Annotated in this window: 21 protein-coding genes and 2 tRNA genes; 7 read left to right on the top strand and 16 right to left on the bottom strand. The window is 68.1% G+C overall.

Annotated features, from left to right (window positions below; all coding sequences use genetic code 11):
• Window positions 1–6: 6 nt before the first annotated feature.
• The 3 genes from ligA to NPJ82_RS14120 all read right to left on the bottom strand — a co-directional run bounded on the left by ligA (window position 7) and on the right by NPJ82_RS14120 (window position 5,166).
• Window positions 7–2,136, bottom strand: coding sequence for an NAD-dependent DNA ligase LigA (gene ligA / locus NPJ82_RS14130; RefSeq protein ID WP_342657733.1), 2,130 nt, complete (start codon window positions 2,134–2,136; stop codon window positions 7–9).
• Window positions 2,137–2,207: 71 nt separating this feature from the next.
• Window positions 2,208–3,872 (bottom strand): DNA repair protein RecN, encoded by a 1,665-nt coding sequence (recN, locus tag NPJ82_RS14125; RefSeq protein ID WP_342657732.1) that lies wholly within the window; start codon window positions 3,870–3,872, stop codon window positions 2,208–2,210.
• A 343-nt stretch (window positions 3,873–4,215) separates the two neighbouring features.
• Window positions 4,216–5,166 carry an outer membrane protein assembly factor BamD gene (locus NPJ82_RS14120; protein WP_112381384.1) on the bottom strand — a complete coding sequence of 317 codons (951 nt, stop codon included), beginning with the start codon at window positions 5,164–5,166 and terminating at the stop codon, window positions 4,216–4,218.
• A 115-nt stretch (window positions 5,167–5,281) separates the two neighbouring features.
• Between NPJ82_RS14120 and NPJ82_RS14115 the strand changes: the two genes are divergently transcribed.
• Window positions 5,282–6,106: a class I mannose-6-phosphate isomerase gene (locus NPJ82_RS14115; protein WP_342657731.1), complete on the top strand. Its 825-nt coding sequence runs from the start codon at window positions 5,282–5,284 to the stop codon at window positions 6,104–6,106.
• Between the two features lie 45 nt (window positions 6,107–6,151).
• On the opposite strand, the gene NPJ82_RS14110 is transcribed toward NPJ82_RS14115, so the two are convergent.
• Window positions 6,152–7,582: a S41 family peptidase gene (locus NPJ82_RS14110; protein ID WP_342657730.1), complete on the bottom strand. Its 1,431-nt coding sequence runs from the start codon at window positions 7,580–7,582 to the stop codon at window positions 6,152–6,154.
• Window positions 7,583–7,710: 128 nt separating this feature from the next.
• On the opposite strand from NPJ82_RS14110, the gene NPJ82_RS14105 reads away from it, so the two are divergent.
• The gene (locus NPJ82_RS14105; protein ID WP_342659028.1) at window positions 7,711–8,895 is read left to right on the top strand and encodes a glycosyltransferase; all 1,185 of its coding nucleotides are present in this window, start codon (window positions 7,711–7,713) and stop codon (window positions 8,893–8,895) included.
• On the opposite strand, the gene NPJ82_RS14100 is transcribed toward NPJ82_RS14105, so the two are convergent.
• Genes NPJ82_RS14100 through yajC form a run of 4 tightly spaced genes read right to left on the bottom strand, consistent with a single transcriptional unit; the run spans window position 8,877 to window position 12,192 of the window.
• Window positions 8,877–9,248, bottom strand: coding sequence for an Mth938-like domain-containing protein (locus NPJ82_RS14100; RefSeq protein ID WP_267351201.1), 372 nt, complete (start codon window positions 9,246–9,248; stop codon window positions 8,877–8,879). The genes NPJ82_RS14105 and NPJ82_RS14100 overlap by 19 nt on opposite strands.
• Window positions 9,248–10,228, bottom strand: a complete 981-nt coding sequence (gene secF, locus NPJ82_RS14095) for a protein translocase subunit SecF (protein WP_149681082.1) — start codon at window positions 10,226–10,228, stop codon at window positions 9,248–9,250. Before secF ends, NPJ82_RS14100 begins: the two co-directional genes overlap by 1 nt.
• 16 nt (window positions 10,229–10,244) lie before the next feature.
• On the bottom strand, window positions 10,245–11,849 hold the full coding sequence (secD, locus tag NPJ82_RS14090) for a protein translocase subunit SecD (protein ID WP_112381381.1): 1,605 nt from the start codon (window positions 11,847–11,849) through the stop codon (window positions 10,245–10,247).
• Window positions 11,850–11,853: 4 nt separating this feature from the next.
• Window positions 11,854–12,192, bottom strand: coding sequence for a preprotein translocase subunit YajC (gene yajC / locus NPJ82_RS14085; RefSeq protein ID WP_160146726.1), 339 nt, complete (start codon window positions 12,190–12,192; stop codon window positions 11,854–11,856).
• A 193-nt stretch (window positions 12,193–12,385) separates the two neighbouring features.
• On the opposite strand from yajC, the gene NPJ82_RS14080 reads away from it, so the two are divergent.
• Window positions 12,386–12,462, top strand: a tRNA-Pro gene (locus tag NPJ82_RS14080).
• 74 nt (window positions 12,463–12,536) lie between these two features.
• Here NPJ82_RS14080 and NPJ82_RS14075 read toward each other — a convergent pair.
• From NPJ82_RS14075 to NPJ82_RS14065, 3 genes are all read right to left on the bottom strand, one after another.
• On the bottom strand, window positions 12,537–14,498 hold the full coding sequence (locus tag NPJ82_RS14075; protein ID WP_342657729.1) for a DUF3857 domain-containing protein: 1,962 nt from the start codon (window positions 14,496–14,498) through the stop codon (window positions 12,537–12,539).
• A 306-nt stretch (window positions 14,499–14,804) separates the two neighbouring features.
• Window positions 14,805–14,879 (bottom strand) — tRNA-Val (locus tag NPJ82_RS14070).
• A gap of 60 nt (window positions 14,880–14,939) precedes the next feature.
• The gene (locus NPJ82_RS14065; RefSeq protein WP_112381766.1) at window positions 14,940–15,317 is read right to left on the bottom strand and encodes a response regulator; all 378 of its coding nucleotides are present in this window, start codon (window positions 15,315–15,317) and stop codon (window positions 14,940–14,942) included.
• A 99-nt stretch (window positions 15,318–15,416) separates the two neighbouring features.
• On the opposite strand from NPJ82_RS14065, the gene NPJ82_RS14060 reads away from it, so the two are divergent.
• Complete coding sequence (locus tag NPJ82_RS14060) at window positions 15,417–16,283, top strand: N-formylglutamate amidohydrolase (protein WP_342657728.1); 867 nt, start codon at window positions 15,417–15,419, stop codon at window positions 16,281–16,283.
• Window positions 16,284–16,537: 254 nt separating this feature from the next.
• Here the strand turns inward: NPJ82_RS14060 and NPJ82_RS14055 are convergent, their stop codons facing one another.
• The 3 genes from NPJ82_RS14055 to NPJ82_RS14045 all read right to left on the bottom strand — a co-directional run bounded on the left by NPJ82_RS14055 (window position 16,538) and on the right by NPJ82_RS14045 (window position 19,060).
• The gene (locus NPJ82_RS14055) at window positions 16,538–16,675 is read right to left on the bottom strand and encodes a hypothetical protein (protein ID WP_342657727.1); all 138 of its coding nucleotides are present in this window, start codon (window positions 16,673–16,675) and stop codon (window positions 16,538–16,540) included.
• 109 nt (window positions 16,676–16,784) lie between these two features.
• Window positions 16,785–17,558, bottom strand: coding sequence for a SapC family protein (locus NPJ82_RS14050; protein ID WP_149681063.1), 774 nt, complete (start codon window positions 17,556–17,558; stop codon window positions 16,785–16,787).
• 56 nt (window positions 17,559–17,614) lie between these two features.
• Entirely contained in the window at window positions 17,615–19,060 is a 1,446-nt protein-coding gene (locus NPJ82_RS14045) for an FAD-binding oxidoreductase (protein ID WP_149681062.1), read from the bottom strand.
• 69 nt (window positions 19,061–19,129) lie between these two features.
• Between NPJ82_RS14045 and NPJ82_RS14040 the strand changes: the two genes are divergently transcribed.
• The 3 genes from NPJ82_RS14040 to NPJ82_RS14030 all read left to right on the top strand — a co-directional run bounded on the left by NPJ82_RS14040 (window position 19,130) and on the right by NPJ82_RS14030 (window position 21,361).
• Window positions 19,130–19,570 (top strand): hypothetical protein, encoded by a 441-nt coding sequence (locus NPJ82_RS14040; RefSeq protein ID WP_112381355.1) that lies wholly within the window; start codon window positions 19,130–19,132, stop codon window positions 19,568–19,570.
• A 114-nt stretch (window positions 19,571–19,684) separates the two neighbouring features.
• Window positions 19,685–21,112 (top strand): DEAD/DEAH box helicase, encoded by a 1,428-nt coding sequence (locus NPJ82_RS14035; protein ID WP_342657726.1) that lies wholly within the window; start codon window positions 19,685–19,687, stop codon window positions 21,110–21,112.
• A gap of 24 nt (window positions 21,113–21,136) precedes the next feature.
• Entirely contained in the window at window positions 21,137–21,361 is a 225-nt protein-coding gene (locus NPJ82_RS14030) for a DUF1289 domain-containing protein (RefSeq protein ID WP_342657725.1), read from the top strand.
• A 7-nt stretch (window positions 21,362–21,368) separates the two neighbouring features.
• On the opposite strand, the gene NPJ82_RS14025 is transcribed toward NPJ82_RS14030, so the two are convergent.
• Both NPJ82_RS14025 and NPJ82_RS14020 read right to left on the bottom strand, forming a co-directional pair.
• Entirely contained in the window at window positions 21,369–21,998 is a 630-nt protein-coding gene (locus NPJ82_RS14025) for a glutathione S-transferase family protein (RefSeq protein WP_267350506.1), read from the bottom strand.
• A 47-nt stretch (window positions 21,999–22,045) separates the two neighbouring features.
• Window positions 22,046–22,921 (bottom strand): dienelactone hydrolase family protein, encoded by an 876-nt coding sequence (locus NPJ82_RS14020; protein WP_342657724.1) that lies wholly within the window; start codon window positions 22,919–22,921, stop codon window positions 22,046–22,048.
• Window positions 22,922–22,988: the final 67 nt, after the last annotated feature.

Raw genomic sequence — 22,988 nt, 5'->3', positions numbered from 1 at the left:
CCTCGGTCAGCCGGTTGCCGCCACCAGCGCGTTCCATTCCGCCTCGTCGATGACCTTGATGCCTAAGTCGCTGGCTTTTTTCAGTTTCGATCCGGCGCCAGGGCCGGCGATCACCAGGTCCGTCTTGGCACTGACCGAGCCGGAGACGCGGGCGCCCAGCGCCTCGGCCTGCGCCTTGGCCTCGTCGCGCGACAGGGTCTCCAGCGTGCCGGTGAAGACCAGCGTCTTGCCGCTGACATCGGAGGTACGCGTCTGCCACACGATGTCGGCAGGCGTGACCTGCGTCAGCAGATCCTGCACCGCTTGCCTGTTATGTGGCTCCGCAAAGAAATCGACCAGTGCCAGGGCGACTTCGGGGCCGACCTGTTTGGTGTCGACCACGGCGGCGAGCGCCTTGGCAACGCGGGCGAGGTGCTTGTCGTCGGATTCGGCGAGGGCGGGGGGGATGGAGTCGCGCTCGGACTGGGCGCGGGCGATCATGTCGGTGAGGGCGGCCCAGCTGGTCCAGCGACGGGCAAGGTCGCGGGCGGTGACTTCGCCGACGTGGCGGATGCCGAGCGCGAAGAGGAAGCGGTCAAGGGGCGGTGCGCGGCGGGCGTCGATCGCCGCGATCAGATTGCGTGCGGATACCTCCGCCCAGCGCTCGCGGCCGAGGAGCACGTCCTCGGTCAGGCGGAAGATATCCGCGGGCGTCTGGATCAGGCCGTCCCGAAAGAACGCCTCGATCGTGGTTATTCCCATGCCGTCGATGTCGAGCGCGTGGCGCGAGACGAAATGGCGGAGCCGCTCGACGCGCTGCGCCGGACAGACAAGGCCGCCCGAACAGCGCCAGTCGACCTCGCCGGGCGCGCGCTCGGCCGCTGATCCGCATTCGGGGCAGTGGGTGGGAAAGGGCCAGGGCGCGCGTGCGTCGTCGCGCGACAGATTCTCGACGATCTGCGGAATGACGTCGCCGGCGCGTTGCAGGACGACGCGGTCGCCGGGATGCACGCCCAGCCGGCCGACCTCGTCGGCATTGTGCAGCGTGGCGTTGGTGACGACGACGCCGCCGACCGTCACCGGCTCCAGCCGCGCGACGGGGGTCAGCTTGCCGGTGCGGCCGACCTGGATATCGATCGCGTTCAGCGTGGTCTGCGCGCGTTCGGCGGGAAATTTATGCGCCAGCGCCCAGCGCGGGGCACGTGCGACCTGACCCAGCCGCTGCTGCCAGTCGAGGCGATCGACCTTGTAGACGACACCGTCGATGTCGAAGGGCAGGTCGGCACGCTTCGCCTCGATCATGCGATATCGGGCCAGGGCATCGTCCACCCCCTCGCACCGGGCAAAATCGTCGGCGACGGGAAAGCCCCAGGCACGGATCGCCGCCACGACGCCGCTTTGCGTATCGGCGGGCATCGCGCTGACCTCGCCCCAGCCATGCGCCAGGAAGCGCAAAGGGCGGGTGGCGGTGACCGCGGCGTCCTTCTGGCGCAGCGATCCGGCGGCGGCATTGCGCGGATTGGCGAACTGCCGCGCCTTTTCCGGGCTGTCCGCCTCGGCAAGCAGGCGGGCGTTGAGCGCGGCGAAATCGGCCTTGGCCATATAGACCTCGCCGCGCACCTCGAAAATGTCGGGCGCGTCGCCGTGGAAGGTGGCGGGGATGTCGGCGATGGTGCGGACATTGGCGGTGACGTCCTCGCCCGTGGTGCCGTCGCCGCGGGTGAGTGCCTGGACCAGCTGGCCCCGCTCGTAGCGCAAGGAGCAGGACAGACCGTCGATCTTGGGTTCGGCGGTAAGCGTGACGAGCACGTCCTCCGCCAGTTTCAGATAGCGGCGGACGCGGGCGACGAATTCGGCGACCTCGTCATCGGCAAAGGCATTGTCCAGGCTCATCATCGGCCGGGCATGCGCGACCTTGGCGAGATGGCCGGCCGGCGCGGCGCCGACCCGGCGACTGGGCGAGTCGGCGCGCACCAGATGCGGAAAGGCAGCCTCCAGCGCGGCATTGCGACGGACCAATGCGTCATAGTCGGCGTCGGAAATCTCCGGCGCGTCGTCGGTATGATAGAGCCGGTTGTGATGCGCGATCGTCTGGCTGAGCGATTCGAGCTCGGCGGCGGCCTGAAGATCGGTGGTGGGGAGGGGGGCTTTGGTCACGGATCGGTTGCTAGGCCAGTCGGTGCCCGGCGATCAAGCCGCCAGCCCATCCAGCCAGCCCATCAACAGGTTCAGGCCGTCTCCAGCAGCCGTTCGGCCTGGGCGCGTGCCTCGTCGGTGATCGTCGCGCCGGACAGCATCCGGGCGATCTCCTCGCGCCGTTCGGCATCCGACAAGGCCCGCACGCCGGTGCGCGTCACCGTACCGTCATGCGACTTGGCGATCAGCAGATGCGCCGCGCCACGCGCCGCCACCTGCGGGCTGTGGGTGACGACCAGCAACTGGGTGCGCGTCGCCAGCCGGTGCAGCCGCTCACCGATCGCGGAGGCGACCGCGCCGCCGACGCCGCGATCGATCTCGTCAAAGACCATCGTCGCAGCACCCCCCTCCTCGGCCAGAGCGACCTTCAGCGCGAGGATGAAGCGCGACAATTCGCCGCCGCTGGCGATCTTGACCAGGGGTGCGAAGGGCGCGCCGGGGTTGGTCGCAATCTCGAATTCCACGCGGTCCTTGCCGGCGCCGGACCAGCCGCTTTCCTCCAGCGCCACGACGACGGTGCGGAAACGGGCGGCGTCCAGCTTCAGCGGGGCCAACTCGCCCTTTACCGCGGCGTCGAGGCGCTGGGCGGCGGCATGGCGTTGCTTGGACAGAGCAGCGGCGGCGCTGTCATAGGCCGTGCGGGCGGACAGGGCGCGCTTTTCCAGCTTGGCGATGCCGCCTTCGCCCGCCTCCAGCCGCTCCAGACGGCCGCGCAGATCGTCGGCAAGTGCTGCCAGGTCATCGGGCTGGACCCGGTGCTTGCGCGCCATGCCGCGCAGTTCGAACAGCCGCGCCTCGTCATCCTCCAGCGCGCGGGGATCATAGGCGAGCGACAGGCGCGCCTCGGCCAGTCTTTCCTCGGCCACCGACGCCTCGATCACCGCGCGGTCGACCGCGGCCAGCGCGTCGCCCAGCGCCGGGTGATCCTCGGCAATGCGCTCCAACACGCGGGCGGCCTGACGCAGGCGGGCAAGGCCGCCATCCGATCCTTCCAGATATTCGTCGATCGCCGCCAGTTCGCCGGCGATCTTTTCGGAACGCTGCATGGTGCGACGCTTGTCGGCCAGCGCCTCCTCCTCACCGGGCTCGGGCGCAAGCTTGGTCAGCTCGGCAACCGCATGTTCCAGCCATTCGCGGTCGCGCGCCGCGGTCTCGATCTCGGCACGGGCGGCGTCCAGCTCGGCCTCCGCCGCACGCCATGTCCGCCAGGCGGTGGCGGCGGCGCCGGTATCGATGCGGGCAAAGCTGTCGAGCAGCGCGCGGTGGCCGCGCGGGTTCAGCAGGCCGCGATCATCATGCTGGCCGTGCACCTCGACCAGAAAGGGCGCCATTTCGCGCAGCAGGGCGGCCGATGCCGGCTGGTCGTTGACGAAGCCGCGGCTGCCGCCATCGGCCTTGACGAGGCGGCGGACGAACAGCGGCTCGCCGGGTTCGATCTCGACCCCAGCATCGTCCAGGATCGCGGCGAGGCGGCTGCCGGGCACGGGGGGCTCGAAGGTGGCGGTCACCACCGCCTGCGCCGCGCCGTGGCGGACGAGCCCGCTGTCGCCGCGGCCACCCAGCGCAAGGCCCAGCGCATCGAGCAGGATCGACTTGCCCGCACCGGTCTCCCCGGTCAGCACGCCCAGGCCGAAGCCGAAATCAAGATCGAGCGCCTCGATCAATACCACGTCGCGGATGGACAGCGCAGTCAGCATGATGCGCGATATAGGCGGTTTTCGCGGCCGCCGTTATCCCTTTTGCGCATCCATGGTCACGATTTGTTCGGGGCGGCGCCGAGGCGGGGGTGCGTCGTCCTGAGCCGTTCGTGTCGAGGCCTCGTATCGAGACGGTGTCACACGCGGCGGCGTGTCTCTCGATACGTCGTCTCGATACGCGGCTTTGCCGCTACTCGACGCCTACTCGAGACGAACGGGGGGGGACCGATCCGAGACGACGGGGGTGGGGATCAATCCGGGACGAACGGTGGGAGATCGCCCGGACGTGATCCTTCCGAGATACGGCCCCGCCCCGGCCGGGCGGCGGGGGTGGGGCTGTCGATCAGTTGGTGCGGCCGCCGGTATTGGGGCTGCTGTTCGGGCCGACGGTGGAGGGCTGGGTGGCCGGGCCGGTGGTCGGCGTGCCGCTGCCGCTTTCGCCGGGCAGGCCGGTGTTGACCGATCCGGGCGTGCCGTCCGGTACCACCGGCTGGCCGGGGGCGACCGGCGGGAGCGGCTTGGCGGGATGCTGCTCCATCAGGCGATAGGCGCGCTTGTACCAGTCGGAACCCGGATAGTTCCTGCCCAGCACGGCCGCGGAGCGCTGTGCCTCGTTCGGGACGCCGAGCGCCAGATAGGTTTCGGTCAGGCGCATCAGCGCCTCTGGCGCGTGGGTCGTCGTCTGATACTGATCGATCACGGTGCGGAAGCGCATGGAGGCGGCGAGCCACTGGCCGCGCCCCTCGTAGAAGCGTCCAATCTCCATTTCCTTGCCGGCGAGATGGTCGTTGACGAGATCGACCTTCAGGCGGGCATCGGCCGCATAGCGCGTGTTGGGATAGCGGCGCATCAGCTCGCCCAGCGCGTCGAGCGCCTGACGGGTGATCTTCTGATCGCGGGTCACGTCGGTGATCTGCTCGTAATAGCTGAGCGCGATCAGGTAATAGGCGTAGGGCGCGTCGCGGTTGCCGGGGTGAACCGACAGGAAGCGCTGCGCCGACTGGATCGCCTGCGTGTAATCGCGCGACAGATAATAGCTGAACGCGCTCATCAACTGCGCGCGGCGGGCCCAGATCGAATAGGGATGCTGACGCTCCACCTCGTCGAAGAGCAGCGCCGCTTCCTTGAAGCGTCCCTGGTCCAGCCGATTTTTGGCGGTGGTGTAGAGCGTGCCGACGTCGCGCGCGACATAGGGCAGGTCGGTGCGGGCACGGTTGCGCGCGCAACCGGCGATGGGAAGGGCCAGGGCGGCGATCAGCGCCAGCGACAGCGCTCGGGACTGGGGGATACGCATTGCGGGGATTTCCTTAGCCGAGCGTTGGCGAGCCGAACAGTCCCCTTGCATGACCGCGGGATCAGGGCAATGCGGGGCCCACGTTCCTATCGTTTACCCGCAAAGGATGTTCGCCATGCCGGCTACGCTGCTCCACACCCACCGCGTTGAAAAGCCCTGGGGTCGCCATAGCTTGTACCCCGGTTTCGAGGATGCGCCCGAAGGCGGCGCGCCGATCGGCGAGGTTTGGTTCCAGGAGCCGGGCGACACGACGCCCGACCTGCTGATCAAATATCTGTTCACCAGCGAGAAGCTGTCGGTGCAGGTCCACCCGGACGACGCACAGGCACAGGCCCGCGGCCTGCCGCGGGGCAAGGACGAGTGCTGGACGATCCTGGCGGCACAGCCCGATTCGACGATCGCGCTCGGCCCCAAGCAGCCGATCAGCAAGGACCAGCTCCGCGCCGACGCGCAGGATGGGTCGATCGAGCAGGATCTGGACTGGGTGCCGGTCAAGGCGGGCGATTTCTACTATGCGCCGTCGGGCACGGTGCATGCGATCGGTGGCGGGCTGACCCTGATCGAGGTGCAGCAGAATTCGGAAACCACCTATCGCCTGTACGATTATGGCAGCGAGCGCGAACTGCACCTGACCGACGGCGTCGAGGTCGCGCATCTGGAGCCGTACCAACCGATCACCTCGCCCGGCCCGGTGGGCGAGGGGCGCACCATCCTGGTCGAAGGGCCGAAATTCGTGCTGGAGCGCTGGTCCGCGGGCGAACACGCGGTGACGCTGCCCGAAGGGCGGACCGGCTGGCTGGTACCGATCACCGGCGCGGGCGAGGTCGCGGGCGTCGCGTTCTCCGCCGGTAGTTGCGTGACGGTGACGGGCAGCGAGACCGTGTCGCTGGGCGAGGGCGGCGATGCGCTGTTCGCCTATCCGGGCACCACGCGGCTGTAATCGGGCGGCATCGGCCCTCCCGACAAGGGGAGGGCCGATGACCCGTCAGAACAGGCCCGGCACCTCGCGTTGCGGGGTCGTCGGCCGGGTCGGGGTCAGCAGGCGGTAGGACGAGGCCGGGAGGCTTCGTGCCGCGGCATTGCCGGACGTATTGATCGGCGTGCAGGTGCGGCCGGCCAGGAAATTGAGCGCCGCGCGCAGCGAGGCCTCCTGCGGATCGCCAAGCGGACGGGACAGGTCATCCCCCGCCTGGCAGCTTGCCTTCACGAAGCCGGCGAGCCCCGTGTAATATTCCCCCTGGCGGTCGGCATTCTGCGTCGCCAGCGCAACCACGCGCAGGCGATCGTCGCACTCGGGACGGTCCAGCGCGATCTGTCCCACCGGCTTGCCATAGGTGTTCGTCCCGATCAGCGCGGCATTCGCGCGGAAATAGGGGATCGCGGCATTGATCACCAGCTCGCTGGCCGAGGCCGTGCCGCCGGTGCCGATAAAGGCGATGCGGGTGGGCGCGATCGACTCGGGCTGTGGCTGGAACAGGCGGGTGGTGTTGCGGCTCGCCTTGTCGGGGCGGAAGCTGGTGTAGCTTTGCACCTCGCTCGACTGGCGGGCGCCGCCCAGCAGGTCGCTGAACAGCTCCGCGGTGTCGATCAGGCCACCGCCATTGTAGCGCAGGTCGATCACCACGTCGGTGACCCCCTGCTGCTTGAACGTCGCAAAGGCGGCGCGCAGTTGCGGGTCGGCGGTGTTGATGAAGGTGCGCAGGTTCAGATAGCCGACGCGCCGTCCCTCATCGTTGATGATCTGCGTGCCATAGCGCGGCGATACCGGCTGCAGCGCGAAATTGGCCTTGGTCACGCTGATGTCGCGGGTGGTGCCGTTGGCGGCGATGCGCAGCACGCGGGTCGTGCCGGCGGTATCGGGGCCGAGTGCATCCTCCAGCCCGGTCTGCCGGTTGGCGGTGACGATATCCTGAATGCTGCGTACATTGCCGGTGGTGGTGCCGATGCCGACCAGTTCCGCACCGCGGTCGATGCCGGCGGCCAAGCCCGGTCCGCCCTCGAACGCCTCGGCGATCATCAGGCGCGTCCGGCTGGCGTCCAGCGTGAAGCGAAGGCCGAAGCCGGCACTGGCGCCCGACTCGTAATAGGCATTTTCTTCGCGAATCGAGGTGATGTGGGTGAAGTAGCGATCCTTGCTCTGGCTGCGGGCGGTGGCGGTCAGCGCATCGATATAGTCATCGATGGTGGTGTAGGCGCCCGAGTTCAGATTGGCCGGCAGCGTTTCCGGGAACAGATACCATTCGCGCAACTGCTGCGCGGCCCATTCCTGACGCGCCGCCAACGAGCAGCCGTTGACGGTCGTACCTGTGGCAGTCCCGCCGGCAGACGTTCCGGCGCCACTGCCGCCGTCGTCGCCGCCGCAGGCCGACAGCATGGCGGCGATCGCGATCGCCGCACCCGATTTCCGAAACTTCATGCAACATATCCCCCGTATGTTGCGGACCACGATATGGCCGCGACCGCATTTTGTCAGGTGCGAACTTGCCCACCCGTGAACGGCCGTACGGCAGGCGCGGTTAACGCTTTGGCGCTAGGATGACGGCGATGCTGCACGTCCTGACCCTGTCCTCGCTGTTTCCCGATTCGACCCGGCCGAATTTCGGCATCTTCGTGGAGCGGCAGACGGCCGGGCTGGCGCGGCGAGAGGGCGTGGCGGTGACCGTGGTCGCGCCGATCGGCCTTCCAGCGTGGCCGCTGCGCCGGGGCTTGCGCTTTGCCGCGATGGCGGCCTTGCCACGTGAGGAGATCTGGCGGGGGCTGAGGGTGTACCGGCCGCGCTTCACCACCGTGCCAGGAACGAAGGGACGCTGGCACGTTCGCGCCCTGGTCGCGGCGTTGATCCCGCTGCTCGACCGGCTTCACGGCGAAATGCCGTTCGATGTCATCGACGCATCCTTCTTCTTTCCCGACGGGCCGGCGGCCGTGGCGCTCGGGCGTCGCTACGGCGTGCCGGTGTCGATCAAGGCGCGGGGGGCCGACATCCACTTGTGGGGCCGCGAGGGGGCGACCGCCGGGCAGGTGCTGGCCGCGGCGCGAGGGGCGGACGGCATGCTGGCGGTCAGCGGGGCGATGCGCGACGACATGATCGCGCTGGGCATGCGGGGTGAGCGGATCGCGGTGCATCATACCGGCATTGATCATGACCGCTTCCGCCCGCAGGACCGCAGCGAGGCGAAGCGGGCGGCAGGCGTGACCGGGCCGCTGATCGTGTCGCTGGGGGCGCTGATCCCGCGCAAGGGGCATGACATCGTGCTGGATGCGGTGGCGCGGCTGCCCGGCGTCAATGTGTGGATCGCGGGCGAGGGGCCGGAGCGCGCCAGCCTGACCGCGCGGATCGTTTCACTTGGGATCGGCGACCGGGCGAGGTTGCTGGGCGGGGTGGCGCATGACGACATGCCGCACCTGCTGGCGATGGCGGATGTGATGGCGCTTGCCTCCTCCTCCGAAGGGCTGGCCAATGCCTGGGTGGAGGCGCTGGCCTGTGGCACGCCGATCGTGGTTACCGGGGCCGGCGGGGCGGGGGAGGTGGTGACCGGGCCGACCGCCGGCCGGATCGTCGCGCGCGATGCCGCGGCCTTTGCGGCGGGGATCGCCGCGGTGCTGGCCGATGCGCCCGATCCGGCCGCGGTGCGCGCCAGTGTCGAGAACTTCAGCTGGGACACTAATGCCGCGACGCTGCACGCGCATCTGGCCGGACTGGTGGCGCGGCGTCAGGCGTCCAGCGGGTAGAGCGCGGCGCCGATCTGGCGACCCTCGCCGCGCAGCACGCCCCAGTCGCGCGCGGCGGTGCGGCTGTTCAGCACCTCCACGCCGATGTTGCGGTCCTCCAGCGCGCGGACCAGCGCCTGGGGCGGACGGCGCAGCGTCGCGCCAGTGCCGATCAGGATAAATTCGGGGCGTTCCGCGATCAGCCCGGCCAGCGCCTCGACCGTCAGCGCATCGAGCGGCGGCGGCGCCCAGTCCTCGTGCCAGTCCGGGCTGAGGAGCAGCGCCGGATAGGCGATCTCGCCCACCCGGAAGCCGTTGCCGGAGAAGCCGGCCACGATCGGACCGGGCGCCAATGGGTCGCGGGTGACGCGCATCAGCGCTCCCGCGGGGTGATGCGCTCCGCCTCCGGCACGGGGCGCTTGTCGGTGGTGCCCGGCTTTTCGCGGTTCGGCTCGGCGCGCAGGCCCAGCGTGATGAGCAGCGACGACGAGACGTAGATCGACGAATAGGTGCCGACCACGATGCCCAGGATCATCGCCGCGGTGAAGCCGCGCAGCACATGGCCGCCCAGCATCAGCAGCGCGAACAGCGCCAGCAGGATGGTGACCGAGGTCATCACCGTGCGGGGCAGCGTTTCGTTGACCGACAGGTTGATGATGTCGCGCATCTCCATCTTGCGATAACGGCGCATATTCTCGCGGATGCGATCGTCGATCACGATCTTGTCGTTGATCGAATAGCCGATGATGGTCAGGAAGGCGGCGATGATCGTCAGGTCGAGTTCGAACTGCGTGATCGCGAAGAAGCCCAGCGTGACGAGCAGATCGTGGACGATGGCCACGATCGTCGAGATGCCGAACTGCCATTCGAAGCGGAAGATGGCGAACAGGCCGATGCCCAGCACCGCCAGCACGACCGCGAGCAGGCCGTTGCGGATCAGCTCGCCGGACACCTTGCCCGACACGGTGTCGTAGCGCGAGAAGGTGGCGCCGGGGAACGCCTTGCCCACGGCGGCTTCCACCTTGCGGACGACCGCGTTGGTCGCACCTTCATCGGTGGAGGAGGGGACGGGCAGGCGGATGGTGACGGTGCGACCGTCGCCCACCGCCTGCAGGTTCGCCTCGCCCACGCCCAGATCGTCCACCACCGTGCGCAGCCGGTCCATCGACGGCTTGGTGGGGAAGCTTTCCTCGATCATCAGGCCGCCGACGAAGTCGACGCCCAGATTGAGGCCCTTGGCGAAGGTGACGCCGACCGCGAGCACGGTCAGCAACAGGGTGAGGCCGAACGCCCAGCCGCGCAGGCGGACGAAATCGATGTTGGTATCGTCGCGGACGAGTTTCAGGAGACGCATGGGTTCTTCTCCCGCCTCAAATGTTGATCGTCTTGGGCTTGGTGCGGCGGAGCCACAAAGCCACAAGCATGCGGGTGAAGGTGACGGCGGTGAACACGCTGGTGACGATGCCGATCAGCAGCACGACCGCGAAGCCCTTGACCGGGCCGGAGCCCAGCATCAGCATGATGACGCCCGAGATGGCATGGGTCGTGTTCGCCTCGAAGATCGTGCGGCTGGCCTCCTTGTAGCCAAGCTCGACGGCCTGCACGACGTTGCGCCCGCGTCGCCGTTCCTCGCGAATACGCTCGTTGATCAGCACGTTGGCGTCGACCGCGGTGCCGATGGTCAACACAAAGCCTGCGATGCCGGGCAGGGTCAGTGTCGCGCCGATCATCGCCATCACCGCCAGGATTATGAGGACGTTGATGACCACCGCCAGGTTCGCATAGAAACCGAAGCGACCATAGGTCACCAGCATGAAGATGACGACCGCGACCACCGCGACGATCGAGGCGAGCACGCCCGCGCGGATCGAGTCGTTGCCCAGTTCGGCGCCGACGGTGCGCTCCTCGATTACCTTGAGCGCGATCGGCAGCTTACCCGAGCGCAGCGCGATGGCGAGCTCGTTCGCGGTCTGCACGGTGAAATTGCCCGAGATCGACGCGCGACCACCCAGGATCGGCTCGTTGATGTTGGGCGCGGAAATCACCTTGTTGTCGAGGATAATCGCGAACGGTTTGTTCGTATTCTCCTGCGTCACGCGGGCGAACTTGCGGCCGCCCTGGCTGTCGAAGGTGATCGCCACCTGCGGCGCGTTGGTCTGCTGGTCGAAGGTCTGTTGCGCATCGACCAACTGGTCGCCGGAGATGATGACGGGCCGCGTGACCGCGATCACCGGCACGCCCAGCGGATTGTCGGGATAGGGCAGGATCTGGCTGCCCGGAGGTGCATTGCCCTTGAGCAGTTCGGCGGGGTTCGCGGTCGTGTCGACCAGCTTGAACTCCAGCCGCGCGGTCTTGCCGAGCAGGTCCTTCAGCGCCTGCGGGTCCTGAAGACCCGGCACCTGCACGACGATGCGGTTGGCGCCCTGGCGCACGATCGTCGGTTCGCGCGTGCCCAGTTCGTCGATACGGCGACGCACGACCTCGGTCGCGTCGCCCATCGCGGTGTTGACCGCCTGGTTGAGCCCGGCCTGGGTCGGCTTCAGCACGAAGCGGCTGGTGTCGACGACCTGGATATCCCACTCACGCTGGCCGGTCATGCCCGCCCCGCCGCCGGTGATCGCCAGCAGGCGCTCGCGCGCGGCATCGACCTGGGACGCGTCGCGCAGCATGAAGCTGAGCTGCCCGCCGCGGGTCGAGATGTCGCCGATCGCGATGCGCGGATTCTGGCGGCGCATCTCGGTCGCCACCTGGTCGCGCATCGTCTCCAGCCGCGAATTGGCCAGATCCTGCGTGTCGGCCTCCAGCAGCAGATAGCTGCCGCCGGCAAGGTCGAGTCCGAAATTGACCTTCGGATGCGGGAACGCGCCCCACCCGTTGGTGATGCGCTCGGGCAGGAAGCTCGGAATGGAAAGCGCACACAGGACCGCGATCAGGGCGACGATCGAGGCGACCTTCCAGCGGGGGAAGTCCAGCATGGGATCAGTCGTTCGCGGGCTTGGCGAGCGGATTCGCGACGTCGGTCAGCGTCGCCTTGACCACGCGGACGCGGACATTGGGGGCGATCTCCACCTCGACCAGCTTGTCCTCGACGCGGGTCACCCGGCCGACGATGCCGCCGGCGGTGGTGACCGAATCGCCCTTCTTCACGCCCTCCACGGCCGCCTGAAGCTGCTTCATCCGGCGCTGCTGCGGGCGGATCATCAGGAAATAGAAGACGACAAAGACGAGGAGCAGCGGCGCGAGGCTGAGGAACGAGGCGAACCCGCCCGGTGACGCGGCGCCGGCGGCGCCCTGTGCAAATGCGGTGGAAATGAACATCGGACCCGTTCGTGACTGGTGGGCATGGACGTCGCGAAACGGCCAGGCGATTAAGCGGTGCCCGCTACCATTGCCGGGGCGAACGCGCAATGGACGGCCGCATAAGCGGGGCATCCCGGCGACGGTTGCAGCTACTCCACGCGCTTGGGGCTTGCGTTGCACGCAAACTGGGCCTAGAGGCGCCGGCTCTGGTCGGGGCGTAGCGCAGCCTGGTAGCGCATCACACTGGGGGTGTGGGGGTCGCAGGTTCGAATCCTGTCGCCCCGACCAATCTTACACCGTCATCGCAGCGACGATCGCGCGGCACGGTCGCCAGGGTCCGAGGACCCCGGCTTTCCCATTGATTACGATGTCTTATCGCGTCTGACTTCGCTCTGGCAGGGTGGCGCGGCGCCTGCGAACTCGGCAAAGCTGCCGAAATGGCCGGCTGCGTCCAGTTGCCCGCTCAGGCTCGGCTTGCGCTTTGTTTCCCAGACATAGGACTTGTTGTTGTCGAAGTTGGGGATCGCTGCGTTCAGGGCGGCGGCATCGGCCGCGCTGATTTCCGGCACGTCGACACGGTAGCTGCGCACCATCCGCGCGGTTTGCCCATCGAACGACGCGATCCGCCAATAGGCGACGCCACCCAGGCTGCTATCCATCGGCCTGGACGAGAAGCTCCAGTACAGGCCCTTGCCCGCGGGCGGCACCTTCACCGTCGTCGCCGAGCAGGTGAACGCCGGATAGTCATTGGCGAACGGCGCGTCCTGCGGCTGGTCCTTGGGCCGTTTACGCTCGTTCGGCGGGGAAAAGCCGCCGCTGAACAGGTAGTGCGTGTGACCGTCCTTGTCGTCGCCGTCCCAGTCGACCTTCCCCTCGCCCTCCATGTCGAGCACCAACAGGCGATTGTCGTCATCGAAGCGCCAGCCCGTCCGGCTCGGCTCGACATCGGGCATCTGCTGGCGCCAATAGGTGGCGAGGAGCTTGTTCGCATCGGACGCGGCGACGCCGGCAAGCTGGGCGCGCATCCCAAAGATCTCGTCGCCGCGCAGCGTCTGCTGGATGTGGTATCTGCCCGGCTTGTCGAAGCCGGCTGATGCATCGATCTCCACCACGTCGATGCGTGTCGGTACGCGGGGCGGGCGCGGCGCGATCGCCTCGAGCGCGACGCTGCCGGTGCGCAGCGGCAGGGCCCAGCGCGACCCCGGCGGATCGAGCGTGGCAAGCGTCCTGTCGCCGAGCCGGGTGCCGTCGAGCCAGATCGGCTTGCCGGCAACCGTCGCGCGCACGACGACATGGTCGAACAGGCCGGGCGTCGGCAGGCGCTGGTCGATGCCGTCGCCGCCCTTGCTGGCGACCAGCACCGGCTCGGCCGCGATCCCCATTTCGCGCAGCAGGGCGATCAGCAGCACCGTCTTGGCCTTGCAGTCGCCGAAACGCCGCTTCCACGTCTCATCCGCTGCGGCCGGGCGGTAATTGCCGCCGTCCAGCCCGACATAGACATAGCGGATCTGATCCTGGACGAGGCGCAGCGCCGCCTCCACCCGGCGCGCCGGATCGGTGGTCGTCGCGGCGATCCGCGCCGCCTCCGCCCGGATTGGCGAATCGGCGGCGAGGGTGCCGGCGCGGACGTAGAGCGGGTCGAAGGCGTGGGAGACCGCCGCCCAATCGGCATAATCGCTGAACTGCACCAGTCGGGCGATCCGGTAGCGCAGCGGTGCGTCCTCCGGCACGGTCGGTGTATCCGGGTCGGTCAGCAGATATTGCCGCTCGGTCTCGCTCCCCAGGTCACGGACCGCCGGCTGCGGCGCATCGGCGGTGGCGCGGTAGCTGACGCTGCTCCCCTTGGGGGTCAGCAGGCGTACGCGGTAGGCCCCGCGCATGCCGACCACGGGCAATTGCAGAAAGCCTTCGGCACGTTCGCCAAGGCCGGTGTCGTGATGGCGTTTGGTTGCCGCGAACTCGACCTCGTCACCGACCTGAAGCCCGGCCGTCTGCAAGGTCGCGGTCAGGTCGCCGTCGAGCATCGACTGTTCCAGATTATTCTCCCGCTGGATGACGGTGAACTTCTGGGTGGCGAGAATGTCGATGGTCTGGCCGCCGCGGATGATGGCCAGGCGGTGGACGATCATCTCTTCACTGGCAGGGGACCAGGCGACCGCGAGATTGCCGGCCGCAAGCCCCTCTGGCGACAGCAACTTCATGCGGGAGGCCTGGTAATCCTCCTGCCCGTTGGCGGTGACGCGGACCTGTTGTTCGGCATAGAGCACGCGCACCGGGGCGCCGGGCGGCAACGGGGCATCGGCCGCGGTGGGCGGGGCGATCACCCAATCGGGCGCCGGCGCGTAAAGCACCGTACGACCACGAGCATTTTCCGACGTCACGCTTTTAGGCGTTTGCGCGCCCCTGGCGGCGACTGCGCTGCTTCCCGCCGTGGCCGCAAGCATTGCGGCGGCCGATGCGCCAAGCCGCATCGCACGAATGACCATGTTCCTGTCCCCCCGGTTCGAGCGCAGCTTAACGATCGATCGGGCGGGGGCAATCCGGTGCGGATTTTACCAAGCGGCGCGGTGTGCAAGACCTGGACAACTAAAAAGCCCCGGAAGTCCGAAGACATCCGAGGCTTTTTGAAGTGGTGGGCGTGGCAAGGATTGAACTTGCGACCCCTGCGATGTCAACACAGTGCTCTACCACTGAGCTACACGCCCGCCGGAGGTGGCGCATTAGCCGGGGTGTTTCGGGTGTGCAAGTCCTAAATCGATCCGGTGCTAAATTGTGCCACCAGCATGATCGGCCTCGAAAAGCCGGTCGACCTCCATCACCAGGTCGCGCAGGTGGAAGGGTTTGGACAGGACGCGGGCGTTGGGCATCGCCTGGCCGGCCTTGAGCGTGACCGCGGCGAACCCGGTGATGAACATCACGCGCAGATCCGGCACCATCTCCCCCGCGCGCTGGGCCAGTTCGATGCCGTCCATTTCCGGCATGACGATGTCGGTCAGCAGCAGGTCGAACCGTTCGGTCTGCAATAAGGGGATGGCGGCGGTGCCGCGGTCCACCGCGGTGACCGCATAGCCCGACTTCTGAAGCGCGCGGGTCAGATATTCGCGCATGATCTGGTCATCTTCGGCCAGCAGGATTCGGATCATCATTGGGCCCCGGTGAAACTGCGCCCCTCTTAGGGGAGGGCCCCTTAATATTTCCAGAGCGATTGCGGCAGCGTACGGTCGCGCCTAGCGTGACGGGCGATGGCGAGCCCTTCCTTCGAGCGCCTTGATGCGATGCCGGGCGACCGGGATTTCGTGCGACGGGGCCCGGTGATCCTGTCGGTGCCGCATGCCGGGCGCGACTATCCGCCCGCGCTGCACGAGGCGCTGCGTGTGCCGGCGGCGGCGCTGCAGCTGCTGGAGGATCGCTTCGTCGACATGGTGGCGCGCGCCGCGCGCGATCGGCAGCCGACGCTGATCCAGACGGTGCCACGTGCCTGGATCGACCTCAACCGCAGCGAGCAGGAGCGCGATCCCAAGGTGGATGCGGGCGCCGACTGGACGACGCAGCCGCGTGCCTCGGCCAAGTTGCGCAGCGGACTGGGGTTGGTGCCGCGGCGGACGGGGGCGGCGGGCGATCTGTGGCGGCGGCGGTTTTCGGGTGCGGAGGTGGAGGCGAGGATCGTGGCGGACTACCGGCCCTATCATGCGGCGCTGGCCGGGTTGCTGGAGGGGGCGCGGGAACGGTTCGGGGTGGCGGTGCTGCTCGATCTGCACTCGATGCCGCCGCTGGGGACGGGGGAGGGGGCGAGGGTCGTCCTGGGGGACCGGTTCGGCAAGGCGGCGGGGGCGCGGTTCGTGGCGCGGGCGGAGGAGGAGGTGCGGCGCTGCGGCGTGCCGGTGGCGATCAACACGCCCTATGCCGGCGCCCATATCCTGGAGCGGCACGGCGCGCCGGCCCGCGGCATTCATGCCATCCAGCTGGAACTGGATCGCAGCCTGTATCTCGACACGGCGCTGGACCAGCCGGGGCCGGGGTTCGGAGAGACCGCGGCGCTGGTCGCGCGGGTGCTGTCGGCATTGGCGGACGAGGCGCTGTCCGCCGCATGCCAGATGGCCGCCGAATAAAAAACCACCCCGCGCATTGGTGCGCGAGGTGGCCAAGGTTCAGGGAGGAGACACGCTGAAAGCGTGTCATACGACACCGCGAAAGGGGGGACACGGCGTCGTACAGGGTATAAATAGGCGAGCCGGCTTTTGGTTCAACCCCGCCGCACACGATCCGTCATTTTTCCGTCACGCCCCGGCGCCGGCTGTGCGCGCGCCATGATATCGCCTCGCAGGATCAGATGGCGGCGGGTGTACGTCCCTGCCGGGTGGCATCAGCCAGCGGCGCCCGCGGTACGCCCGGGGAAGGGCGCGGGATCGATAAAGGCCAGCGCAATCCGGCCGATCGCCCGCTGAATCGGCATGCCGCCGGGCAGCTCGCCCGCCAGCGCATTGAGGAAGACGCCGATCACCGGACTAACGATAACCGGTGCAGCGATCGTCCGGTGAAGCCCAGTCGCGACCGTGGAGTGGCGACTGGACCCGGCGATCGGCGTCTTCGATTTCCTGAAAGAGCCGCCTTTACTGAGCGGGCTGGAACTGCGGCTGCGGCTGCTTGCCTTGCTGAACCTGACGGGCAAAGAGGTCGCGCATCAGGGACAGGGAGAACAGATGGGCGTAGAGCAGCGGCAGCATGCCCGACTGGCTCATCTTGCGCAGCTGATCGCCACGCATGTCGACCAGCTTCTCTTCATTGATCATCTGGAAGCCGCGATAGACGAAGGGTTGCGCGGCGCCGTCCGGCTGGATGGAAACTTCGCCGTCCATCAGCAGGTCCATTTCCTGCAGTTCCTTCATGAAGTTCTGCGTGCGGGCGCCCGCCTGCTCGAACGACTCGGCGAATTGCAGGATGTTCTGCGTCAGCTGCGACGGCTGGTTGCCCTCGAACAGCGCCTCGCCCTCGTCGAACGCGCCGATCGTCGGCGAGGTCGGGTCGAAGCACAGCGACAGCTCCTCCGCCTCGGGACGCAGGCGCGCCAGCATGTAGGGATAGCGGCGGACATAGGCGGGAACGTAGAAGCTGGTCTCGTTCAGCTTGCCGTCCTCGTCGACGAAGACGTTCACGCCCTCGTTCAGGCCCATCAGTGCCAGCGGGATCGCCTCCGGACCGACCGAGAAGACGATCGGCATGAAGCGCTGCACCAGCGGGAATTCGTCCACGGTGACGGGGATCGCGTGCTGGCCGACGAGGAAGGGCGCGGTATCCTGCGGGCGCACCTTGTAATTGGCATGAACCTCGCTCGAAAGCGGTTCGAGGCCATTGTAGAAAAGCGGAAGCGACGGCGCGCTGGCCATGAAGACTCTCCAGAAGATGAAACGGCGGCGGCGAGCCGCGCGCGACCTGCCGGTGTCTATGGGGCCTTGGGGTCAGGTGCAAGCGCGACCAGTTTGCCCGGGTTCAGCAGCCCGGCCGGGTCGACCGCACGCTTGATCGCCGCCAGCGTCGCCACGCGGGCGGGCGACAGCCGGGCCAGTTCGTCGCGCTTCATCTGGCCGATGCCGTGTTCCGCCGAGATCGACCCGCCCCAGGCGACCACCAGGTCATGGACGAAGCGGGTGATTGCCGGCGCCTGTTCCGCATAGAACCGGTCGCGATCGGTGCCGGGGGCGCTGCGGACATGGAAATGGATGTTGCCGTCGCCGAGATGGCCGAAGCCCGATGCATGGGTGCCGGGGAAGCGGGCATCGCAGGCGGCGGCCGCCTCGATCATGAAGCGCGGCATCGCGTCGACGGGAACGGACAGGTCGTGCTGCGTCGCCGGCCCCAGCGCGCGCTCCGCATCGGACAGCGAATCGCGCAGCCGCCAGAAGCCCTGCGCCTGCGCCTCGCTGGCGGCGATCACCGCGTCGGCGATGACATTGGCCTCCAGCGCGCGGGCGAGCAGCGTTTCCAGGAGGTGCGACGGCGGCTCGCCCCGCGCATCCGCCGCGGTCGCCTCGATCAGGATGTGCCAGGCGTGATGGCCGGCGAGCGGCGGACGGGCGCCGGGAACATGCGCCACCGCCGCGGCCAGCGTTTCGGCGGGCATGATCTCGAAACTTTCGATCGCGTCGGTCGCGGCCTGCAGGCGACGGAGCAGCGCCAGCCCGTCCGCCGGGCTGGCCACCCCGACCCAGGCGGTCGCCGCCTGCGCGATGGCGGGCACCAGATGCAGCGTCGCGGCGGTGACGACGCCCAGCGTCCCCTCCGCCCCGATCAGCAGCTGGTCGAGATCATAGCCGCGATTATCTTTTTTCAGCGCGGACAGGCCGTCATGGATCGTGCCGTCGGGCAGCACCGCTTCCACGCCGGCGACCAGCCCCCGCATCGTGCCGAACCGCAGGACCTGCGTCCCCCCCGCATTGGTCGAGACCAGTCCGCCGATCGTGGCATTGCCGCGCGCGCCCAGCGTCAGCGGGAAGCGCCGGCCTTTGGCGAGCGCCGCATCGTGCAGGTCGGCCAGGATCACGCCCGCCTCCGCCACCGCCAGCCCTGCGGCGGCATCGATGTGGCGGATCCGGTTCATCCGGCGCAGCGACAGGATCAGCGCGCTGCCGTCGGCCGGGGGTGTCGCGCCACCGACCATCGAACTGTTGCCGCCCTGCGGGACGAGGGGCACGCCGTGCGCGGTGGCGGTCGCCAGGATCGCGGCGACATCGTCACGCGTCGCGGGCGCCAGGATCGCGGGTGCATGGCCGTGGAAGCGGCGGCGCCAGTCGGTTTCCCACGGCGCGATCGCGTCGCGATCGGTGATGATGGCTTTGGCGTCCAGCAGCGGGCGAAGCGCGTCGATCAGGCGGGTTTGCGCAGGGGTCATGACGGTCGCGGATTTAGGTCGAGTTCATGAGACGTTCAACGATCGGGCTTATGCGGAAGCCATCTTGTCATGATTCGCCCACCGATTCGCCTTCTTGCCGCGCTTGCCACACCTGCCCTGATCGGGGCGGCGGATGGTCCGCATGTGCGGGTGACGCAGATGACGGTGCGCGAGCGAATCGTGGTGCGGGTGCCGCGCGTCGGCATGGCGATGCGCCAGCCGATGGCACCGGCGAAGTGGAAGGAGCGCAAGGGGCCGAAATGCATTGCGGCCTCCACCCTTGCCGGCGCGTTGGTGAGCGAGACGGGCTCGGTCGATCTGGTGCTGACCGGTGGCAGCAGGGTGCGCGCCAAGCTGAGCGGGGAATGCCGGCAGCTCGACTTCTATTCCGGCTTCTATCTGCGGCCCGCGCCCGACGGGCGCGTCTGTGCCGACCGGGATGCGATCCGCATGCGATCGGGCGCGGCCTGCGAGATCGACCGGTTCCGGACGCTGGTTCCCGCCAAGTGATCTCGTGCCGCGCGGCGGCAAAGCTTGACAAATCGGCTGAAATCCGCGAGCGCGCGACGAACGTGTGCATGGGGCCGTGTCGTCCCCCCAGCGCCATTATTTCCGGACCCCTGCATGAGCTTTGCCGATCTCGGCCTATCCGACGAACTTCTCCAAACGGTGACGGATGCCGGTTATACCGAGCCGACGCCGATCCAGGCGTCCGCCATCCCGTCGGTGCTGATGATGCGCGACATCATCGGCATCGCCCAGACGGGGACCGGCAAGACGGCATCGTTCGTGCTGCCGATGATCGACATTCTGGCCCAGGGGCGCAGCCGGGCGCGCATGCCGCGCTCGCTGATCCTGGAGCCGACGCGCGAACTGGCCGCGCAGGTGGCCGAGAATTTCGAGAAATATGGCGCGAACCACAAGCTGTCGATGGCGCTGCTGATCGGCGGCGTGTCGATGGGCGACCAGATCAAGGCGCTGGAAAAGGGCGTCGACGTGCTGATCGCGACGCCGGGACGGTTGATGGACCTGTTCGGGCGGGGCAACATCCTGCTGACCGGCTGTTCGATGCTGGTCATCGACGAGGCGGACCGGATGCTCGACATGGGGTTCATCCCCGATATCGAGGAAATCTGCACCAAGCTGCCCAAGCAGCGCCAGACGCTGTTGTTTTCCGCAACGATGCCGCCGCCGATCAAGAAGCTGGCGGACAAGTTCCTGGAAAATCCCAAGACGATCGAGGTCGCGCGCGCGGCGACCACCAACGCGAACATCACCCAGTGGGTGGTGCCGGTCGCGGCGCAGGCGTCCGAAAAGCGCAAGCGCCTGCGCCAGGTGTTGCAGCAGGAGGGGATGCGCAACGCGATCATCTTCTGCAACCGCAAGACGACGGTGCGCGAACTGAACAAGTCGCTGAAGCGGCATGGCTTCCGCTCCGGCGAGATTCACGGCGACATGGAGCAGCCACAGCGGCTGGCCGAACTGGACCTGTTCAAGCGCGGTGACGTGAACATCCTGGTCGCCTCCGACGTCGCGGCGCGCGGACTGGACATCAAGGGTGTCAGCCATGTCATCAATTTCGACGCGCCCTGGCATCCCGACGATTATGTGCACCGCATCGGCCGCACCGGTCGCGGCGGCGCGACGGGCATCGCCTTCACCTTCGTGACGCCGGACGATGCCGAGAACATCGCCAATATCGAGAAGCTGACCGGTCAGAAGATCGCGCCACTCGACCTGCCGCCCGCGGCCGAGGAAGAGGAGCGTCCCAAGCGTGTCCGGCGCGAGCGGCCTGCGCGCGAGGATCGGCCCCGTGAGGATCGTGCGGCGCGTGAGGAACGGCCCCGCGAGGACCGTCCGGTGCGTGACGATCGCCGCGAGGACGGCGAACGGTCCGCAGCGGAGGCACCCGCCTATCGCGGCGAGGATCGTCGCCCGCCGCGTGACGAACGCCGTGATCGCCGTCCGCGCCGCGACGAGCGCGACGAGGGGCCCGATGACGGTTGGAACGGACCGATTCCGGAATTCCTGATGGTCTCGCTCAACCGGTAAGCGATTTCGAGGCGTTTCGTGCCGTTGGACGACATCATCAGCTTTACCGTGCCACAGCCGGTCGGCCTCGCCTCGCCGTGCGTGAATATCTGCCGGATGGACCAGAGCACCGGATGGTGCGTGGGATGTGCGCGGACGATCCGCGAGATCTCGAACTGGAGCGCCAAGCCGGTGAAGGAGCGCCGGGCGATCTTGGCCGCGCTGCCCCCGCGCAAGGCGGCCCTGGCCGCCCGCGCGAAGGCGTCCTGACCAGCACTCAGCCGGCGTCGGCCTTTGCCGGCATCAAGGCGTCGTCGATCTCGCTTGCACGGCGATGCGCCGGGCGATCCGCGATCCGCGCGATATAGGCCATGAACGGTGCCGACTTCGGCAGCAGGCCGAACCCGGTGTACCACATCAGGCTCGACCCGACATACACGTCCGCCGCGCTGAAGCGGTTGCCGGCGATATAGTCCCGGTCCTTCAGCATCGATTCCAGTGTCCCGGCGGTCAGGTCGAGCGTGCCGTAGCCAGCCATCTGCTGCTGCCGCGCATCCGGCTCCACGCCCATCGACCGGTTGGTGATCGCCGCCTCCAGCGGGCCGGCGCCAAAGAACAGCCAGCGATAATAATCGGCGCGCTCGGTGGGTGCCGGCGCCAGCCCGGCCTGTGGAAAGGCATCCGCCAGATAGGCGCAGATGGCCGCCACCTCGGTCACCACCGTGCCCTGATGGACGATCGCCGGCACCTTCATCATCGGATTGATCGCGCGATAGGCATCGTTCTTCATCGTCGTGCCATAGTCCAGCACAACCGTTTCATAGGGGGCGCCGACCTCTTCGAGCATCCACCGGGCAATGCGCCCCCGCGACATGGGATTGGTGTAGAGCGTGAGATCGGCGGCCATTGGTGCTGCTCCTGATTCGTTGGAACAGGAGTGGAACATCGATGCCGCTACCGGTCAAGCCGGGCATGGAGGAAGCGGGTCGTGCGATCCCAGGCGAGCGCCGCCGCCCCCGCGTCGTAACGCTGCGCCGACGTGTCGTTGTTGAACGCATGATCCACGCCGGGATAGGTGAACGCCTCGACCGATTTGCGGGCGGCCTTGAGCGCGGCGACCCAGGGCTCGCCGGTGGCGTTCACCCGCGCATCCTTGCCGGCATAATGCAGCATCAGGGGCGCCGACACGCGCGCGGCCTCCGCCGGATCGGGCGCGGGACCGTAATAGGCGACACCCGCGGCCAGGGCCGGACCCGCCGCGACCGCCAGCCGGTTCACGAACGCGCCGCCCCAGCAGAAGCCGACCGCGCCGACCTTGCCCGTGCCGGTGCGCTGCGTGGCCGCACGCGCGATAAAGGCGCGGGCCTGTTTCAGCGCGAGATCATAGTCGAGCGTGCCGATCATCGCGCGGGCCTTGTCCTCGTCGGCAGGCGTGCCACCCTGCGGCGCGAGGAAGTCGGGGGCGATCACGCGGAAGCCGGCCAGGGCTAGGCGGCGCGCGACATCCTGGATATGCGGGGTCAGGCCGCGATTTTCATGGATGACCAGGACGTAGCCGAGTTTCGCCTTTGGCTGGCGGGGTGCTGCGAAATAGGCGATCGAGGGGGCGCCGCCCTCGTTACCGACGCTGCGGTCGGTGACGAGGCGGGGGTCCTTGGCATCGATCTGTGCGGCGGCGGCGGGACTGGCGGCGATCGACAGGATCAGCGCCTCCGCCGCGGTCGCCGATCCGGCGAGCAGCGTCATCTGGCGCAGCAGGGTGCGGCGATCGTGATGCTCGTGGGTGAAGGCGTCGTAGATCTCGACGGCGCGGTCGCGAAGATCGGTCATGCGGCAACTCCCATGATGCGGTCCGTGATCGGTGGAGGTTACGCAGCGCGATCATCTGTGCCAAGGG

Source organism: Sphingomonas sp. NY01 (genome assembly GCF_038809135.1).
In the GTDB taxonomy this organism is placed as follows: Bacteria; Pseudomonadota; Alphaproteobacteria; order Sphingomonadales; family Sphingomonadaceae; genus Sphingomonas; species Sphingomonas carotinifaciens.
This window is presented reverse-complemented; position numbering and strand designations above follow the sequence as displayed.

Bases quoted from the DNA above. Each gene is read 5' to 3' on its own strand.
- recN (WP_342657732.1), bottom strand. From the start codon at position 3,872: ATGCTGACTGCGCTGTCCATCCGCGACGTGGTATTGATCGAGGCGCTC.
- NPJ82_RS14120 (WP_112381384.1), bottom strand. From the start codon at position 5,166: ATGCGTATCCCCCAGTCCCGAGCGCTGTCGCTGGCGCTGATCGCCGCC.
- NPJ82_RS14115 (WP_342657731.1), top strand. From the start codon at position 5,282: ATGCCGGCTACGCTGCTCCACACCCACCGCGTTGAAAAGCCCTGGGGT.
- NPJ82_RS14110 (WP_342657730.1), bottom strand. From the start codon at position 7,582: ATGAAGTTTCGGAAATCGGGTGCGGCGATCGCGATCGCCGCCATGCTG.
- NPJ82_RS14105 (WP_342659028.1), top strand. From the start codon at position 7,711: ATGCTGCACGTCCTGACCCTGTCCTCGCTGTTTCCCGATTCGACCCGG.
- NPJ82_RS14100 (WP_267351201.1), bottom strand. From the start codon at position 9,248: ATGCGCGTCACCCGCGACCCATTGGCGCCCGGTCCGATCGTGGCCGGC.
- secF (WP_149681082.1), bottom strand. From the start codon at position 10,228: ATGCGTCTCCTGAAACTCGTCCGCGACGATACCAACATCGATTTCGTC.
- secD (WP_112381381.1), bottom strand. From the start codon at position 11,849: ATGCTGGACTTCCCCCGCTGGAAGGTCGCCTCGATCGTCGCCCTGATC.
- yajC (WP_160146726.1), bottom strand. From the start codon at position 12,192: ATGTTCATTTCCACCGCATTTGCACAGGGCGCCGCCGGCGCCGCGTCA.
- NPJ82_RS14065 (WP_112381766.1), bottom strand. From the start codon at position 15,317: ATGATCCGAATCCTGCTGGCCGAAGATGACCAGATCATGCGCGAATAT.
- NPJ82_RS14060 (WP_342657728.1), top strand. From the start codon at position 15,417: ATGGCGAGCCCTTCCTTCGAGCGCCTTGATGCGATGCCGGGCGACCGG.
- NPJ82_RS14050 (WP_149681063.1), bottom strand. From the start codon at position 17,558: ATGGCCAGCGCGCCGTCGCTTCCGCTTTTCTACAATGGCCTCGAACCG.
- NPJ82_RS14045 (WP_149681062.1), bottom strand. From the start codon at position 19,060: ATGACCCCTGCGCAAACCCGCCTGATCGACGCGCTTCGCCCGCTGCTG.
- NPJ82_RS14040 (WP_112381355.1), top strand. From the start codon at position 19,130: ATGATTCGCCCACCGATTCGCCTTCTTGCCGCGCTTGCCACACCTGCC.
- NPJ82_RS14035 (WP_342657726.1), top strand. From the start codon at position 19,685: ATGAGCTTTGCCGATCTCGGCCTATCCGACGAACTTCTCCAAACGGTG.
- NPJ82_RS14025 (WP_267350506.1), bottom strand. From the start codon at position 21,998: ATGGCCGCCGATCTCACGCTCTACACCAATCCCATGTCGCGGGGGCGC.
- NPJ82_RS14020 (WP_342657724.1), bottom strand. From the start codon at position 22,921: ATGACCGATCTTCGCGACCGCGCCGTCGAGATCTACGACGCCTTCACC.